The organism is Psychrobacter sp. CX10, from assembly GCF_057621575.2.
On record NZ_CM177736.1, the window covers coordinates 983,314 to 999,460 of the forward strand.

The 16,147-nt window shown below is 39.2% G+C and carries 13 protein-coding genes; 5 read left to right on the forward strand and 8 right to left on the reverse strand.

The annotated features are described in order from the left end of the window. Window positions 1-50: 50 nt before the first annotated feature. The 5 genes from AC21OH_RS03820 to AC21OH_RS03840 form a co-directional block, all read right to left on the reverse strand. Window positions 51-851, reverse strand: coding sequence for a YdcF family protein (locus AC21OH_RS03820; protein ID WP_486536438.1), 801 nt, complete (start codon window positions 849-851; stop codon window positions 51-53). Between the two features lie 101 nt (window positions 852-952). Beyond that, window positions 953-2,098 (reverse strand): S-(hydroxymethyl)glutathione dehydrogenase/class III alcohol dehydrogenase, encoded by a 1,146-nt coding sequence (locus AC21OH_RS03825; protein WP_487370539.1) that lies wholly within the window; start codon window positions 2,096-2,098, stop codon window positions 953-955. Window positions 2,099-2,160: 62 nt separating this feature from the next. Next, window positions 2,161-3,021, reverse strand: a complete 861-nt coding sequence (locus AC21OH_RS03830) for a mechanosensitive ion channel family protein (RefSeq protein WP_487370538.1) — start codon at window positions 3,019-3,021, stop codon at window positions 2,161-2,163. 322 nt (window positions 3,022-3,343) lie between these two features. Continuing rightward, entirely contained in the window at window positions 3,344-3,691 is a 348-nt protein-coding gene (locus AC21OH_RS03835; RefSeq protein ID WP_487370537.1) for a DUF7079 family protein, read from the reverse strand. A 145-nt stretch (window positions 3,692-3,836) separates the two neighbouring features. Further along, the gene (locus AC21OH_RS03840; RefSeq protein ID WP_487370536.1) at window positions 3,837-7,838 is read right to left on the reverse strand and encodes an AAA family ATPase; all 4,002 of its coding nucleotides are present in this window, start codon (window positions 7,836-7,838) and stop codon (window positions 3,837-3,839) included. A 482-nt stretch (window positions 7,839-8,320) separates the two neighbouring features. Here AC21OH_RS03840 and AC21OH_RS03845 point away from each other — a divergent pair, with 482 nt between their 5' ends. The 3 genes from AC21OH_RS03845 to AC21OH_RS03855 all read left to right on the forward strand — a co-directional run bounded on the left by AC21OH_RS03845 (window position 8,321) and on the right by AC21OH_RS03855 (window position 9,812). Then, entirely contained in the window at window positions 8,321-8,602 is a 282-nt protein-coding gene (locus AC21OH_RS03845) for a hypothetical protein (protein WP_487370534.1), read from the forward strand. 39 nt (window positions 8,603-8,641) lie between these two features. Then, window positions 8,642-9,103 (forward strand): Abi-alpha family protein, encoded by a 462-nt coding sequence (locus AC21OH_RS03850; RefSeq protein ID WP_491140099.1) that lies wholly within the window; start codon window positions 8,642-8,644, stop codon window positions 9,101-9,103. Between the two features lie 244 nt (window positions 9,104-9,347). Continuing rightward, complete coding sequence (locus AC21OH_RS03855) at window positions 9,348-9,812, forward strand: HAD domain-containing protein (protein WP_487370533.1); 465 nt, start codon at window positions 9,348-9,350, stop codon at window positions 9,810-9,812. A gap of 51 nt (window positions 9,813-9,863) precedes the next feature. On the opposite strand, the gene AC21OH_RS03860 is transcribed toward AC21OH_RS03855, so the two are convergent. Continuing rightward, window positions 9,864-10,109, reverse strand: coding sequence for a helix-turn-helix domain-containing protein (locus AC21OH_RS03860; RefSeq protein WP_491140101.1), 246 nt, complete (start codon window positions 10,107-10,109; stop codon window positions 9,864-9,866). Between the two features lie 121 nt (window positions 10,110-10,230). Then, on the reverse strand, window positions 10,231-11,838 hold the full coding sequence (locus tag AC21OH_RS03865) for an exonuclease SbcCD subunit D C-terminal domain-containing protein (protein WP_487370532.1): 1,608 nt from the start codon (window positions 11,836-11,838) through the stop codon (window positions 10,231-10,233). Window positions 11,839-12,020: 182 nt separating this feature from the next. Between AC21OH_RS03865 and AC21OH_RS03870 the strand changes: the two genes are divergently transcribed. Continuing rightward, window positions 12,021-13,202, forward strand: a complete 1,182-nt coding sequence (locus tag AC21OH_RS03870) for a methyltransferase (RefSeq protein WP_487370531.1) — start codon at window positions 12,021-12,023, stop codon at window positions 13,200-13,202. 162 nt (window positions 13,203-13,364) lie between these two features. Next, entirely contained in the window at window positions 13,365-13,913 is a 549-nt protein-coding gene (locus tag AC21OH_RS03875; RefSeq protein ID WP_487370530.1) for a hypothetical protein, read from the forward strand. Between the two features lie 162 nt (window positions 13,914-14,075). On the opposite strand, the gene cysG is transcribed toward AC21OH_RS03875, so the two are convergent. Continuing rightward, window positions 14,076-15,548: a siroheme synthase CysG gene (cysG, locus tag AC21OH_RS03880; RefSeq protein ID WP_487370529.1), complete on the reverse strand. Its 1,473-nt coding sequence runs from the start codon at window positions 15,546-15,548 to the stop codon at window positions 14,076-14,078. Between the last annotated feature and the right edge of the window lie 599 nt (window positions 15,549-16,147).

Consider the following 16,147-nt stretch of genomic DNA (forward strand, 5'->3'; position numbering starts at 1 on the left):
ATTTAAAAGACCTATCATAGTGATAGGTCTTTTTTATTGACAACACGCTATTAATATTCCCCTAGAAGCCAACCGCTAATGTATGCAAAATACTCTCTAAACCATGCATTATAACGAATATTAAGTGGGGTAGGGCTCGATACGGGTACAATGTCGGTATAACCTTGATGCTTTGCAATAGCAATGGAGCGCGGTATGTGAAAATCACTGGTAACAATAGCAATAGAATCAGTCATATGCACACCCTGTTTTTCCAATATAGGTTGACTATATAACAGATTCTCTTCAGTACTGGTGCTTTCTTCCTCTGGAGTTATTAGCTTTTCATCAATGCCATGAACTTGGGTAAGGTAAGTCTTCATGACCTCACCTTCACTGAGCTCTTGAGAAATTCCAATACCGCCACTGGGTACGACGATAACTTGTGGGTGCTGATTTATAATTTGAGCGGCTATATCTAGCCTGCTGGCAAGTGTCGGCGTGGGTTTGTTATTCTTAACGCCGCCGCCTAATACAATTACCGCTTTTACATTTTTGATATCATCTTCGTATGTATGGCTGCTACTTAGCGAGATTGCAAAAGCAATAAAACTGAACAACCATATTATAAATCCTGACCACAATCCGCCCCAAATATATCGGCGCAGCTTGCTCGTATTGATAAAGTTTTGAATTTGATGCCAATATAGGGCGTGTATTATAAATATAATACCGATTAAAAAAGGAACGACGGTACCGAAGTTGATTTTGAATTGCATCAATAAGAACAGACAATCTAAAACCAGAACGATACCACTAACGAGTAATATAAACTTTACTATTTTTAGGTAAATAGGCGTTGAATAAGTCATGGTTTAAAATCAATAAAGTATTAGAAGGGGAGATGCCAAGATATTTAGCAGTTGTTATATAATTTAAAAACTTTCAGAGTATATCAACCTTATAAAACATCTTATTTCTGGTCATTTAAGGCGTCGAAATGAATCACACTGCGAATGCTTTTACCTTCATGCATTAACTCAAACGCTTCATTAATCTCTTCAAGGGACATGGTATGCGTAATAAACTCTTGAAGTGGGATCTCACCTGCTAGATAGCGTTCAACATAACCCGGTAATTCAGTACGACCTTTAACCCCGCCAAACGCTGAGCCTCTCCAAACTCTACCGGTTACTAACTGGAAAGGGCGCGTAGAGATCTCTTCACCCGCGCCTGCGACACCAATAATGATAGACTCGCCCCAACCTTTATGGCAGCACTCTAGAGCCGAGCGCATCACATCAACGTTACCGATACATTCAAATGAATAATCCACGCCGCCATCGGTCAAATCAACGATAACTTCTTGAATCGGTTTATCGTAGTTTTTTGGATTGATGCAATCGGTTGCGCCTAATTTTTTGGCCAATTCAAATTTGCTTTCATTCACATCGATACCAATAATGCGTCTGGCTTTTGCCATATTTGCACCGATAACAGCAGATAGACCAATACCGCCTAAGCCAAAGATGGCGACTGTAGAGCCTTCTTCAACTTTAGCTGTATTCATCACAGCGCCCATACCCGTAGTAACCCCGCAGCCAAGTAAGCAGACTTCTTCAAGAGGTGCTTCTTTATTGACTTTGGCCAAAGATATCTCTGGAAGTACAGTATATTCAGAGAACGTAGAGCAGCCCATATAATGATATATAGGTTCGCCGTTTTTATAAAAACGGGTTGTACCATCAGGCATTAACCCTTTACCTTGAGTCTCGCGAACCGCAGAGCATAAGTTGGTTTTGCCAGAACGGCACATTTTGCAAATACCACATTCCGCAGTATATAAAGGAATGACATGATCGCCAACCTCAACACTAGTTACACCTTCACCTACTTGTTCTACAATACCGCCGCCCTCATGGCCTAATATTGCAGGAAAGACACCTTCAGGATCAGCGCCTGATAGTGTATAAGCATCGGTATGACACACACCGCTGGCTAGTATCTTAACCAATACTTCACCCTTTTTGGGTAACATGACATCGACTTCTTCGATCTTTAGTGGCTCTTTAGGACCCCATGCTACAGCAGCTTTTGATTTAATAAATTCTTGTGACATATAACCCTCTTATTTTTATAGTTTGATTTGTGAAACTTACAATAAATTGTTTAGATGCAATCTTATTGTTCTTTATTATTATTTGATGACTCAACAATGTCATTTAAACCACTTACATGAATGCTGCGCTGTGGATAAGGTATATCTATATCATGATTATCTAGTGCAATCTTGAAATCTTCAAGAAGCTGACACTGCATGGCCCACCAATCATCATTACTCGTCCATATGTTCAACGTGAGATCAACGGAATTATCTCCCAAATTTGTCACTCTTATAACTGGCTCGGGATCAGAGTAAGCTAAAGGGTTTTCTTTAGCGGTTTGCATGAGTACTTCTTTAGCCAATTTAAGATCGGCATCATAGCCGACGCCAACCGTAATATCTACGCGGCGGTTAGGTAAAGACGTATAGTTAGTAATCGCTGAGGTACTAATATCACTGTTTGGAATAACCACATCATGGTTATTGACCGTGGTCACATGTGTATTGATTAAGGTTATATCAGTAACGGTACCTGTATAGCTACTAATCTGGACATAATCGCCACGTTCGAAAGGACGGAACAGTACAATTAATACGCCAGCTGCAAAGTTTGAAAGTTGATCTTTAAGCGCTAAACCTACTGAAACTGCGACACCACCTAATATAGCAACGACTGAAGTCGTATGTACGCCTAATTTACTTAATGCGGCTAAAACGACAATCACCAATAAAATGCCATATAAAATACGACTTAAAAACCCTGCTACCGTTTCATCCAAACGGCTACGGCGCATAATATTGTGACTAAAGTCAACAATTCTCTTAGCTATCCAACGTCCTATAACGAATATGAGAATGGCAAAGATAAGTTGAGTTATTAAGTATATGGCATTCTGAGTTAGCGTTTGAACATCAAACGTAAAACCTAATAGTTCCATAGTTGATCTCGCATAAGTAAATTTAAATAAATAACATTTTTACTTTAATATCTCTAAGTATTATGTTCCCTATGCGAAAGTATAATAGTGAAACGGTCTATTACCAATTAGTTTTACTAACTATCAACATAACGTATATATTAGGCGGGTTGGAATTGAAGGGTAGGTTTAACTGGTTTATGCTCACATGTGATAATAAAAACTTGGTTATCAAAATTGGATGAATAGGCGTTATTTGTTAATAATTAATATAAATGCGTTAAATAATTGACGTTAAAGCAATTAATGAAGTAGATGTGGAAGTGCAAATTAAGCTGTTGAATCAATCTTGAAGTAATTCAATTTCTCTTTTTAAATCCAACCATACTGATTTTAAAAAATAACTGTAAATCAATCCCAGTATATTTGACTTAGCTAGATATAATTTGCTGCTTTGCATTTTATTGATATGTAGCCTTATATTATCTATAAACTCATGTTTGTCGTACGCCAACCATTCATACGGTACTGGCGTAAAGAATACCGAACCGTAAATAGGGGCTACTTCATAAAACAATGTATAACGTATATCTTGCAAAGAGCTTTGATAAATAATTGAGGCGATATACTTATAATCTATTACATTATCTACAAATATTTCTGATAAAGCGTACCATATCTCTTCTTTCATAATAGGTAACACTCCAAATTTTAAAAAATTAAATATTTATAACCCAATATATAGAACAGTCCCATATTGAGCTTTTAAATCCTAGTAAAGTTTCATTACTCAATTACTGCTTAAATTAATCTTTTCAACAATATATTTATTAACCCTAACCCGCAATTCTATAACATCCCGCCCCACTAATCACACTGCACCCACCTGAAACTTTTTCTACTTTAATCTGAGTCATTATGCGCTCTTTTAAACTTTGAACGTGCGAGATAACCCCAATCAATTTGCCTTCGGCTTGCAGGTTAGTCAAAGTATCCAGCGCAATATCAAGCGAGTCTTCATCAAGCGTACCAAATCCTTCATCCAAAAATAGAGAATCAACGCTGATATTTTGACTTGCCATTTTGGATAAGCCAAGCGCTAACGCTAAACTAATAATAAACCCTTCACCGCCCGATAAATTTTTAGTACTACGAATCTCGCCACCTTGATAGTCATCAATGACGTTTAGCTCTAATGGATTCTCTTCATCACGAGTAAGCAAGTAACGGTCACTCATCTTTTTAAGTTGAGTATTGGCATTACTGACCATGATTTGAAAGGTTAACCCTTGCGCAAAGGTGCGATATTTTTTACCATCTGCCGAGCCAATAAGCTCACGTAAATTGCGCCAAACTGCAAATGACTGTTGTTGCGCTTTAATTGCCTCAAGTTGAGCTTGTTGATTGGCTTTATTGGCGTCATTGTCTTTAAGCTTTTGTTCAAGCGCACCAATTTGTTTATTAAGCTCTGATATCTCAACCTCTATTGCTGACAGTTTGGTCGTAAGTGTAGTCTTATCAGTTGCATCGCTTTCAGCGCCTTTACCAACCTCAACCAATGGATTTTCCAGTTTCTCTACTAATTGATGTTTAGTATCTTGAAGTTTATGTTGAGTGATTTTTAAATCACTGTCTATTCGATGATGTTGTCTGGCTAACGCCTCACGAGTCTCACGCTCTAACATGGCATCTTTAAACTCACTTTCATTATCAAAATTATTGTCTGTTAATAGTGATTTGAATAATGTCTGTTGCTGAGTAAGACTACCGCTTGTCTCTTTTATAGCAGTCTCTAATTTATAAATCTGTTCCTTAAGTTGCTTAATCTCTTGCTGATAACGGTTATAATGCTCACGAGTTTGTGACAGCTTCTCTTTAGCCGTATCAACCGCCACTCGCAATCGGTTTTCCTCAACATCCATATCTTTGTCTTGATACAGCGTTTGTCTCTTCTTTTGCAAAGAGGCTAAAGACTCATCTAAATCTTTGACCGCACCATCTACCGTATTTAGCTCCTTTGCAACGTCACTAAGCTGACCCGCAACGCTGTTAATTCGCGTAGCATAATTACTAATCTCACTACTAAGCGACTGGCTAAGTTCGCGTTGCTGATGATAGGTTTGATGTAAGTCTCGCATCCATTTGCAATACTCACGTAAAGCTTGCAAGTACTGCTCACAGTCACTCTCAGTCAATACCTGTTTACTTGTAATAGAATCTGTTAACTCCTTCAAGTCCGTATCAAGCGTCGCCCATTTATCATTATCATCCTGTTTATAAGGGTCAACCAAATCTGCGATAACACGAATTAAGCGTTCAATTTCTACAAAATTAGACTCAATATAATCCTCGTCATTACTAATTTGTTGCATGACCAACTTAATATCCGTATTAAGCGTATTTATTTCCTGATTTGCCGACTGGGTAGCATTCTCTAACGCTTTGACCTCAAGCTCACTCTGGCTAATATCCTGCATTAACCTATCGTTATCATCCAGTAGCGTATTCAACGCATTCTTTTGCGACGCTAAATCCTGCAATACAATTTGAATCAATTTAGATAAATCATCAGCAGTCGTCATGACAGTTTGTAAACCATCATATGAAACCTTGTCATCGTTCAGCTCAACACTATCGACTAAAGTATCTGGCGACGCTTTCAACTGCGAGATTAACGCCTGATTGTCAAATATTTTAATGAGGGCAGGGGAAAGGTCAGCCACATTTTGGGTAAAAGTAGTCACTAAAGATTTATTGTCACTCATTAACTCTGTTATTTGAGTGATTTGCTCATGTAACTGTTTATGATAACCACTTAACTCATTTCGAGTAGTACCAAGACCAATCTTATCGTCGGCAATTTGCTTCTCAACACTCTTAATGATACTGGATAACTCTGCCAAACGAGATTTAACCTTGACTATCGGTGTTTGTTTATCGGCATCAACTTGAGACTCATTCGTACTATTTATTAATAGAGGATGATTACCATCATAAGGATGTTCCAGCGAGCCACACAGCGGGCAAGGCTTATCGTCCTCCAATTTAACAATTAAATCCTCAAGCTTAACCACCTGTAGCAATAACGCCAAATTCTCTTGCTTATCGTTAAACTCAGTATTAAGGCGATGTAACGTATCCTCATTATCCTTAATGCTCTGCTCAAACCTATCAATACGACGCTGTCTATCAGGTAGCAACCCTTGTATCTGTTCAGCCTGCACAGCCAATTGATGTACCTGCCCAAACTGCGCCATAATCTCATTAAGCTGTTGGCGACTCTGCTCAATATCATTTTGCTGATGGCGTACGCTTTGCAATGTTTGACCTTGCATTAGCTTGTATTGACGTAGATTTAGCGTCGCTAATAGTTGCTTTTTTTGCTCAATCTTATCGCCCGCTTGCTGTTGACTGTGCTCAAGCTTAGTCAACTTATCACGCAACTTCGCCAAACTCTTGATAGCATCTTGCCTCTGTGCCTCCTTACCCGCATTATTATGTAACGCTGTTTTAACTTGCGTCCCAAGCTGATGCAACGACTCAATATCACTCGCCAGCGCCTCATGATGCGAGCGTGTGGCTAAATATGCCTTAGTCTTATCAAGCCTATCTTGTAACTGTGACTGCTCTTGCTTAGAGGTCGTCAGCGACTCTGTTAACTTAGCACTACTTACCTTAAGCGCATCACCTCGACTCCGTTGGTCATGCAACCGCTCTTTAGTGTTCAAAATCTGCCCATCAAGCTGGCGAGTCTCAGCAATTAGCGGTTGCGCGCGCTCAAACTCACTAACCGCTGTCTGCTCGGCTAACTCAGCTTTGTGTAAATCTTGCTGACTCTGCTCAAAGCTCGTCTTAACGGCTAGTAACTGTTTGGCACTATCCTCCTTATCCACCGTAAAATCAGCAAGCTGCTTGCGGTAAGTCTCCAACTGATTAAAGTCATTACCAATCTCAAGCGCTTTATTCGCCTTTTCTAAACGCTCGGCATCTGCACTAAAATCCGACTTCGCTTGCTCGGCATTGTGCACATCCTGCTGATACTGCTTTTGCTTACCTTGCAAATCCGCAACTTCATCTAGCCATTTAATCTGTGACTCAAACCCTGCTTGCATGGCTTTGTTACTATTAAGCTCACCAGTCAACGTGCCAATCGTCATTCGATATTCCGCTTCGGTATCGGTATCAAGTAGCGACAAACTATCCGCCACCGCTTGCATCCGCTCAAGCTCTTCTTTCTCACAACGGTACTTCTCATACACATTTTTAGAGATATCGGCATAAATCTGTGTACCCGTAATCTTCTCCAAAATATCGGCACGCTCATCCGCTTTGGCTTTTAGGAATGCCGAAAAACTCCCCTGTGCCAACAAAATAGAGCGGGTAAACTGCGAAAAGTCCATCGACGTCAGTTCAATAATCTTTTGCTTGGTGCGAGACAACTTCTCCTCTAAAATCTCATCGCCCTTATCAGGGTCATCGCTTACCCGACTCAATTCGTGTGTGGCATCCTGTAAATTCCCATCGACCTTGCCATATGCTCGGCGCTGACCCCAACGGCATCGGTACTGCGCTCCGTTCAGCTCAATCACCACCTCGGCAAAACATTCTCCCGTCTGCCGTGTCATCACCTCATTGCTACTTTTGCTAATGCTATTAATCCGTGGCGTTTCTCCGTATAACGCCAGACAAATGGCGTCCAAAATCGTGGTCTTACCCGCACCCGTCTGCCCCGTGATGGCAAAAATCCCTTCATTCACAAACGCCACATCGCTAAAGTCGATATGCCATTCACCCTTTAAGGAATTTAGATTTTTTAGTCGTAGTTCGATTAGGCGCATGATGTCATCTTTGAAATTATTTTAGAATTAAGAAGTTATAAGGTGATTTTAAAGGAAATGATGATAAGGAGCCAATCTCGCTTTCGCTACTATCTGCACGTTTGAGTGAGGCGAATGGCTAAGGTTTGACGTGCCGCCTGATTCGCGCGCCACTCCAAAACCAAGCCTGAGGAGGGATAAAGCAAAGCACTGCTTTGCCCCGACTCAAGAGAAAATCTGCGATTTTCTGATAGACTCACTCAACCGCACAGTATATCCGCAACAATCGAGGCTAAACCGCACCTTCGATTTATGGTTAGTGAATATAGTTGAAATTTAATACTTTAAGCAGGTATTGAAGTTGAATATACTCAAACTAACAGATAGAATAAAATTAAAATTATATTAGATCATCCAAAATAGTTTATATCACATATACAGTTTAGAGATTTTTATTTAAACTATGACGATAATTTAATACCACTCAGCGGGTAGATAAAATTATGACTAATGATGATAATCAAGAAGTAACTACAATAGTCTTGAATAAAGCATTACCTAAGCTAGCTGTTAAGACTTTATCGCCCGCTGCAGAAGAAATAGGTAAAGGTGCTGTTACTATAGCAAAAGCATTGAATATAGCACTTTCCCCTTTGGAAGCAGTTGTATGGGGCTATGATAAAATTAGAGAGTATGTTATCAGCTCAGTTGCAATAAGACTTGCGTATATACCAGCAGAACAAATCCAAACGCCTCCTGCTCATATAGCTGTACCGATAGTATAGTCTTTAAAATATACTGGAAGACTAGAAGAGCTCAGAGGTATGTTTTCTAACTTATTAGCAACTTCAATTAATACTAATACAGAACACTTAGCTCATCCTGCGTTTGTAGAAGTAATAAAACAATTATCTATAGATGAAGCACGAATAATTAATACTTTAAAAACCTTAAATGAATATCCGTTTCTATGCGAAGCAAGTTACGAAGATAATGATATCCATTCGTCGTATGAAGCACTCAATCCTGAATTCATAAAAATCTGTATAAATGCTAAAGTCGATAATATCAACTTAGTTAAAACATATTTAGGTAACTTACAAAGATTAAAGATTCTAGAAATACGTAATTCAGCCTATGTAGAGTTGATTCAAAAAGATACAGGCTATGCTATTCGTCCATATGATAATAGTCCAGCATATATACTGGAAGAGTCCAGGTATGAAGCGTTATACGTTACTGATTTTGGTACACAATTAATTGACGCATGTACATTACAAACTTAGGCACTAATGTAAACTTAGGCTAGCCTTTTTGGCCTTCAAGTTAATTGTCCTAGCTTTGATCATAATCCATATCGAAGATGTCCGTCACACCACTGCATCCCCTATCAGCAGGATAACACCTATTTATAATAAAATTATGAATGGTTGATTACTCCAAATTTGTCAACTTAAAATACGTTTAAAAAGTAATAAACTCTATTTTTTAAAGGGTGCGCTGTGTGCACTCTTCGGGAACTGATAATTTATGAAAATTCTTCTAGACTTAGATGGTGTAATGGTGACAACACCTATATGGCGTTCTGTTCAACAACTCAATGATGGCTTTATGGCATTTAATGCAACCTGCGTTAATAATTTAGCTACTATTCTACAGATAACTAATGCAGAAATCGTACTCACGACCACACATCGTCTTCATTATGATAATAATCAATGGGTTCAAATATTCGCAAAACGAGGTATAGTGACAACCCATATTAGCAAAGTTAATAAAGCATCGAAGTTTGATGAGCTTGGCGTCAGGTGTAATGAGATTATGGCTTGGGTTAGTCAGTATCCAAATGAAAATTATGTGATTATAGATGATGATAAAAGTTTACGTAATTTGCCTGACAATATAAAAGAAAAATGGGTAGAAACTCGTTTTCATGAAGGACTAACTAAAGAAGGTGCAAAAAAAGCGTTAGCTATTTTGATGAGAGAAAATTAAATAGTTGATAAAAACCGCTCATAGGCGTGGATTTAAGCCCAATTGATAATCTCAATCCACATCCACCAAATCAGCTTCAGACTTTCTTTGAGTGAAATCTAAACTAATATCAACACCCAAGTTTGCATTTATATTGACTAGAGCATCTAAGCTGAATTTGCTAATTTTTCCTTGCAACAAATCATTTAGCCGAGGTTGAGTAATGCCACAACGTTTAGCAATTTCATTTTGAGTGATTAACATAGGGGGCATATGCTTAATCAAATTTGTAATATGGTGCATTAGATCAGCACGCATTTTTAAGTTAGCACTTTGAACGGGCGTATCACTTATGGCATAAAATACAGAAGTATATCAAGTCATCTTGTAACTCCTTTATAAGTTTATAACACTACACAAACTTCTAATCTTGCTCAAATCAAACCTCACCCGAATTAATATCCTTCTGACTCGCCTCATGCAATATCTGCTGATAGGCGTTCCGTAACTCATCCTTTTGCGACTCGGCGATATTATGCACCGTCATACAGCGCTCAAACACTTCCATCACATTTAAATCTTGTAGCGTCTCAGTGCTATTCTCAGACGTTAATACATTATCGTATTTGTTAGTGTTCTTTATCTTTAACGCTCTAAATGCAGTATCTTCTAATAATTCTTGAATTTCCTCGTTAAAATTACTAACGATTTCTTTACCGTCGTAAATAACCTCTAACCAAATAATCTCATCTTTCGGGAGCGCACTTATGGACTGCTCAATATGCGTCATATCGCCTTTGATTTGCATTAACTTTTGAAAGGTAGGGATGGGGACAGATATAATCTGCATTTGCTTATCTTGATCGTGATAAATAGAAGTAGGAGTAGCGGTATCTTTATTTAAGCTGTCTTTATCTAAGCTATCAATAACAGTCGGGAACTCTTCAGGAGCTTTATTTTGATTGCATTCCTCTTTATCTCCCTCGTTAAGCGACTCATCAATATCCGCAAACAAATCATCCATAAATAGATTGGCTTGAGTTTCGGGTATAGGCTTAGTTGTTTTTATTGATGAATTATCAGCAGTAGGTATTTTGGAGGGAGTCGTTACCAAGGTATCATCTACTTTAGTCGGAAACTCACGAGCGGCATCTATCGGCATACTTATAAAGTCGCCAAACCGAATCAACAAAACTTTTTTTTGCTGGCGAGCCTCCCCAAAACCCATCGCAATCGGCGAACCACTATAACGAATATGCTCACGACCACCGACGCGTTGTGGTACATGTAAATGACCCAACGCCACATAATCAAAACAGTCTGCAAACATGTCGGCTGATATTTTGCCTAATGAGCCAACGTATAAATTGCGAACGCCGTCATCATCTGTAGTACGTCCACCAGAGGCAAACAAATGACCAGTAGCAATTATCGGAATATGGCGTTGGTACTGCTCAATTAGCTTACCTTGTCGAGCTTTGGCAATTTCTGCGACACCATCATAATGGGCTTTGATACCTTCAATGACTTTACTGTCTTTATCACTATCAGACTCGCCAGCTCGGCTACTGCGCACATCACGGTCACGCAAATAAGGCACTGCGGTAATGATGCAAGACGGAGTGCTTTGGTTGTCGGTGAGCGTAATCACTTCATCTTCTAAATCTTCACAAGCTGTACCGACCACATGCACATTTAAAGACTTTAATAGATTACTGGGCGCATCGAGAAAAGTAGGGGAGTCGTGATTGCCTGCTACAATCACGATATGCTGACAATTAGAGAAGGCAACTCGACCCAAAAATTCATAATACAGCGCCTGCGCTCTATTACTTGGTGTCATGGTGTCAAAAATATCACCAGCCACGATTAAGATATCGACTGCATACTGGCAAATACTGTTCTCAAGCCACTTTAAGAAAGCTTCAAATTCATCATAACGCATCTGCCCATATAGACGGCGCCCAAGATGCCAGTCGGAGGTATGCAGTATGGTTAAGGATTTACGAGATTGGGGTACGGTTGACGGTGTGTGACGGTTTGACATAAGGTAAGATTCAACACAAATTTAGATAAATATCATACCATAAATAGGTTTTAGCTTACTGATAAGTGACTGTTTTATATTAGTCTCAAAGGACAGTTTATAATAAGGGATTCGTGTATGATGATTATAAAATTTATGCAGATAATTCAAATATAGACTAGGATATCAAAGAAGGTTAATACGTGTTAAAACAAGCATATCAGTATGTACAGTGGCAAGAAGATGGGGTTGAACATCAAGCAAGATGGTTATCTCAAAGTGGACATGCGCCCCCTAAACGTATAGTTATCGCCAATGATAAAACCAGTGCTGATGACGCGTACCGTTTGGCGAATGCTGGCACATCCATGCTATGGCGCGGCGATTACCATAATGCTCGTCAATTACTTCAAGCCCTAAATAGACGTATAGATAAAGCTGAACTACGAAAACTAAGCAAAGCAAAAGCAAAACAAAAAATTAAACCGAATAATGACTCTGAGCCGCAACAAGTCTTAGCAAACTTATTCCATCAAAATCGACTGGCGCAATCGCAGCGTGCACGCTTGCTAAGTCGGTTGCTATTGAAGTTTGAACCTGACTTTGAGCTCAATCTTCGCCGTGCGCCTGAAGTTAGGGCTGCCTGTATTGAGGCTTTTGGTCAAATAGACGAACCCGTTGTTATGTCATTTCGGGATTTACAGGGGGCAGTGAGTGCGGCGCAGTGGCGTGAAAAAGGTGTACCTATACACGCATTAGGGGTATCCATTCACCCTCATTATGCCGTGTTTGCGCCGACACGACAGGAATACGTTCAGTTGTTACTTGATGCGCCACTTCCTGATAAGCAAAAAGTGGCTTATGACATAGGAACGGGAACAGGGTTGCTCGCTATCATATTAGCTAAACGTGGTTTTGAGCAAATTATTGCAACGGATCTAAACCCTCGTGCGTTAGAATGTGCTCAAGATAATCTCAGCCGCCAGTCGCTCTCAAACGTGACGTTACAGCAGACAGATTTGTTTCCAGAGGATGCTCCAAAAGCAGATCTTATTGTCTGCAATCCCCCTTGGTTACCAGCTAAACCCAGCTCGCCATTAGAATATGCCGTTTATGATCTCAATAGTACCATGCTACGCGGGTTTTTGATGGGGGCAAAGCAGTGTTTGGCGGAAAATGGCGAGGTTTGGCTTATTTTGTCAGATTTGGCAGAGCATTTAAAGTTGCGTACCCGTGAAGATCTATTAGGTTGGTTTGAAGAGGCTGGATTGACCGTGAAATATCGTCTAGATACGCAGCCGACGCATAGTAAAAGCCAAGACAAGAGTGATCCATTATATGTTGCTCGTAGTTCTGAGGTTACGTCACTTTGGTGTTTGTATTAAAGTTAGGAGTTTTAGTTGTCTTACATACACTAGAAGACTGAACTAAACCCATTGGCTTTTCTTATTTTATACATCGTTTATCCATTTAAGGCGGGTATTGTTTAGTCAATACCAAAATTATTATCACTTTCTTATGATTAATTGCCTCAATGGAAAATTACTATGACATCAGAACTTCAGCCTCAACCTCAACAAAATTTAAGTTCAAATAAACAAAACCTTGAAGAATGCTCTGATTCATCACTATCCTCGATTGACTCGCAGATCGGTTATTTTGAGATCACTGAATATCCTACGTCTAAAATCATAACCTGTTTTATCCTTTTTGGCGGTGTTTTAGGCGGCTTAATAATATGGCTGCCATTAGGAATATCCAATTCGTATTATATGTTAGATATTTTGATAACGGCTTTACTAGGTGGGGCAGTCTGCGGCATCGTCCCTTCACTTATAGTGGCGCTAAAGTTAGTTTATGATGAAAAGAAGTTACGACAAGCTTCTGATTGGGGGTATCTATTTTTCTTAGGCGCTCTAGTGAGTTTTCTATACGCTATTATAATAATCTTTGGGATAGCCATTGTTTCAAAAGGCGATATATTTGGAGGAATGAATGGATTTAATGAAGTTTTGTTAACTATAACGTTATCAGTTACCGCAGTTGGTGGTCTTAGTAGTCTTATATTAGGTAGTATTGTTTTACCTAAACATTAATCTATTTAATAATATATAGCCTAATTAATTTAAGATTTTATATATCATGTAAATCAAAAAAACAGCCCTTGTATATCATAGAAATAAAAAAACAGCCCTTGTATATTATACTAAGGCTATTTAATTACTAAAATCTATTAATCGAACGATAATTTAATGGCGCTAAACCATATTCAGTGCATGCGCCTGTTGGTCGGTATCCACAATATTAGCTCCAAACCAGGCTAGCTCATCATGCAGCTGAGCCACTTTACCAACTATCAATAAGGCAGGGGTAGGTAATGGGTTGGCTTCATGTTTAGCAACGATATCTTGTAAGGTACCAGTCATAATTTGTTGATTCGGTAAACTGGCTTGAGAGATGATTGCAATCGGCGTATCGGCGTATCGTCCTGCATCGATAAGTCCTTTGGTCAATCGCTCTATGGAATGTAGACCCATATAAAATATGATCGTTTCGGTGGGATTGGTTAACGCGGCAAACCCAGTATTGGGCTCGCCAGATTTTAAGAAACCGGTGACAAACCTTACCGACTGAGCATGATCTCTATGGGTAAGCGGAATACCGGCATAGCAAGAGGCGGCACCAGCAGCGGTAATTCCTGGTACGACTTGATAGGGAATATTTGCCGCTCGTAGCGCTTGTATTTCTTCACCACCACGCCCAAATACGAAAGGATCTCCGCCCTTAAGACGTACGACGCGTTTGCCTTGTTTGGCACTATCAATCAATAGTTGATTAATATTGTCTTGGGCAACCGCGTGATTGCTGCGTTTTTTTCCGACAAACACTTTGTCAGCATCACGGCGGCACAGATCCAGCACAGCGTCAGAGACTAATGCGTCATGATAGACAATGTCAGCTTGCTGCATTAATCTTAAAGCTTTAAAAGTTAGAAGTTCTGGGTCACCTGGACCCGCACCGACAATATAAACTTCGCCTACGTTTTGAGGACTATCTGAAACAGCGCTTTTATTAGAGCCTAAATCGTTAAGACTATTATGAGTTGCTTCTAAATCTGCTTTAAGGGCTCGCTCAGCCTCAGCCTCACGACCAGCAAACATAAGCTCACTCACTTTACCTTCAAAGGCCTTTTCCCAAAACTGGCGACGACCAGTAAGCGTTGGTATTTTTGATTTCACCTCATCGCGCATATCACCGGCAAGCTTGGCCAATTTGCCATAACCTTGCGGGATTAAGGTTTCTAATCGAGCACGGGTTAGGCGGGCAAGTACTGGAGCTTTACCATTTGAAGAGATGCCGATAATAATTGGATTTCTATCGACAATGGCTGGAAAAATAAAGTCGCATAAGGGCGGGGTATCGACCACGTTCACAGGAATATTTAATGCCTTACAATCGGCATGAATTTGATTATTGAGTGCTTCATCATCAGTACCAGCGATTACGATACGTTTGCCCACTAAATACTTTTTATCATATTGCTCAGTAATAAGCGTATGCTTACTATCGGACAATAAGTGATGAATCTCATCACTTATATGCGGCGCTAGAATAGTAATATAAGCGCCAGCTCTAGATAACAAATCTGCTTTACGCTGTGCTACTTCGCCGCCACCTACGATTAAGACAGGTTGATTGGATAATTTAAAAAATAGAGGAAAGGTGTTCATAACTTAAAAACTTACTCTTAGAATATGGTGACATTATGTCGTATTTTGGGCTGACTATCATTAAAGACTTGGCGATTACTAAATTCTTATTATTCATAAGCTTTATGTATATGAGGGTATAAAGCACTATGTACAGTTTTTTTGAAGGAGTAGTTTATACACAAGTACTTTATATGATTTGCTTAAAATCTGTTATAAAGCGGATAATAAGTTAAATATAGTTATCAATAATGTATAAGGTTGTTTATATTAAATTGAGTTCACCATCAGGCGTTTTTGCGGTAATAGATACTTCTTCATCTAATGAGTGTACATACTTCTGCAAAGTGGACAGCTTAATATCTTTAACGCTTTCAACTTTAAAAAAACTAGCTTCAGATAATCCCATTTTTTACAGCGAGTTCTGATTGCTTCAACTGATAGCTATGGCGCAATTTAGATCATGCAACACAAAGTGGTAGGAGTACATAATAGTTATTCATAAGCTACCATTTAATAATACGGCTCTATATTTTAAACTATTATAGGTCGCACTTAATTAGGATAACAATAACCCCTAGTTCTATAGCTTAGTTAAAGCGTTAAACTAGGGGCATAAA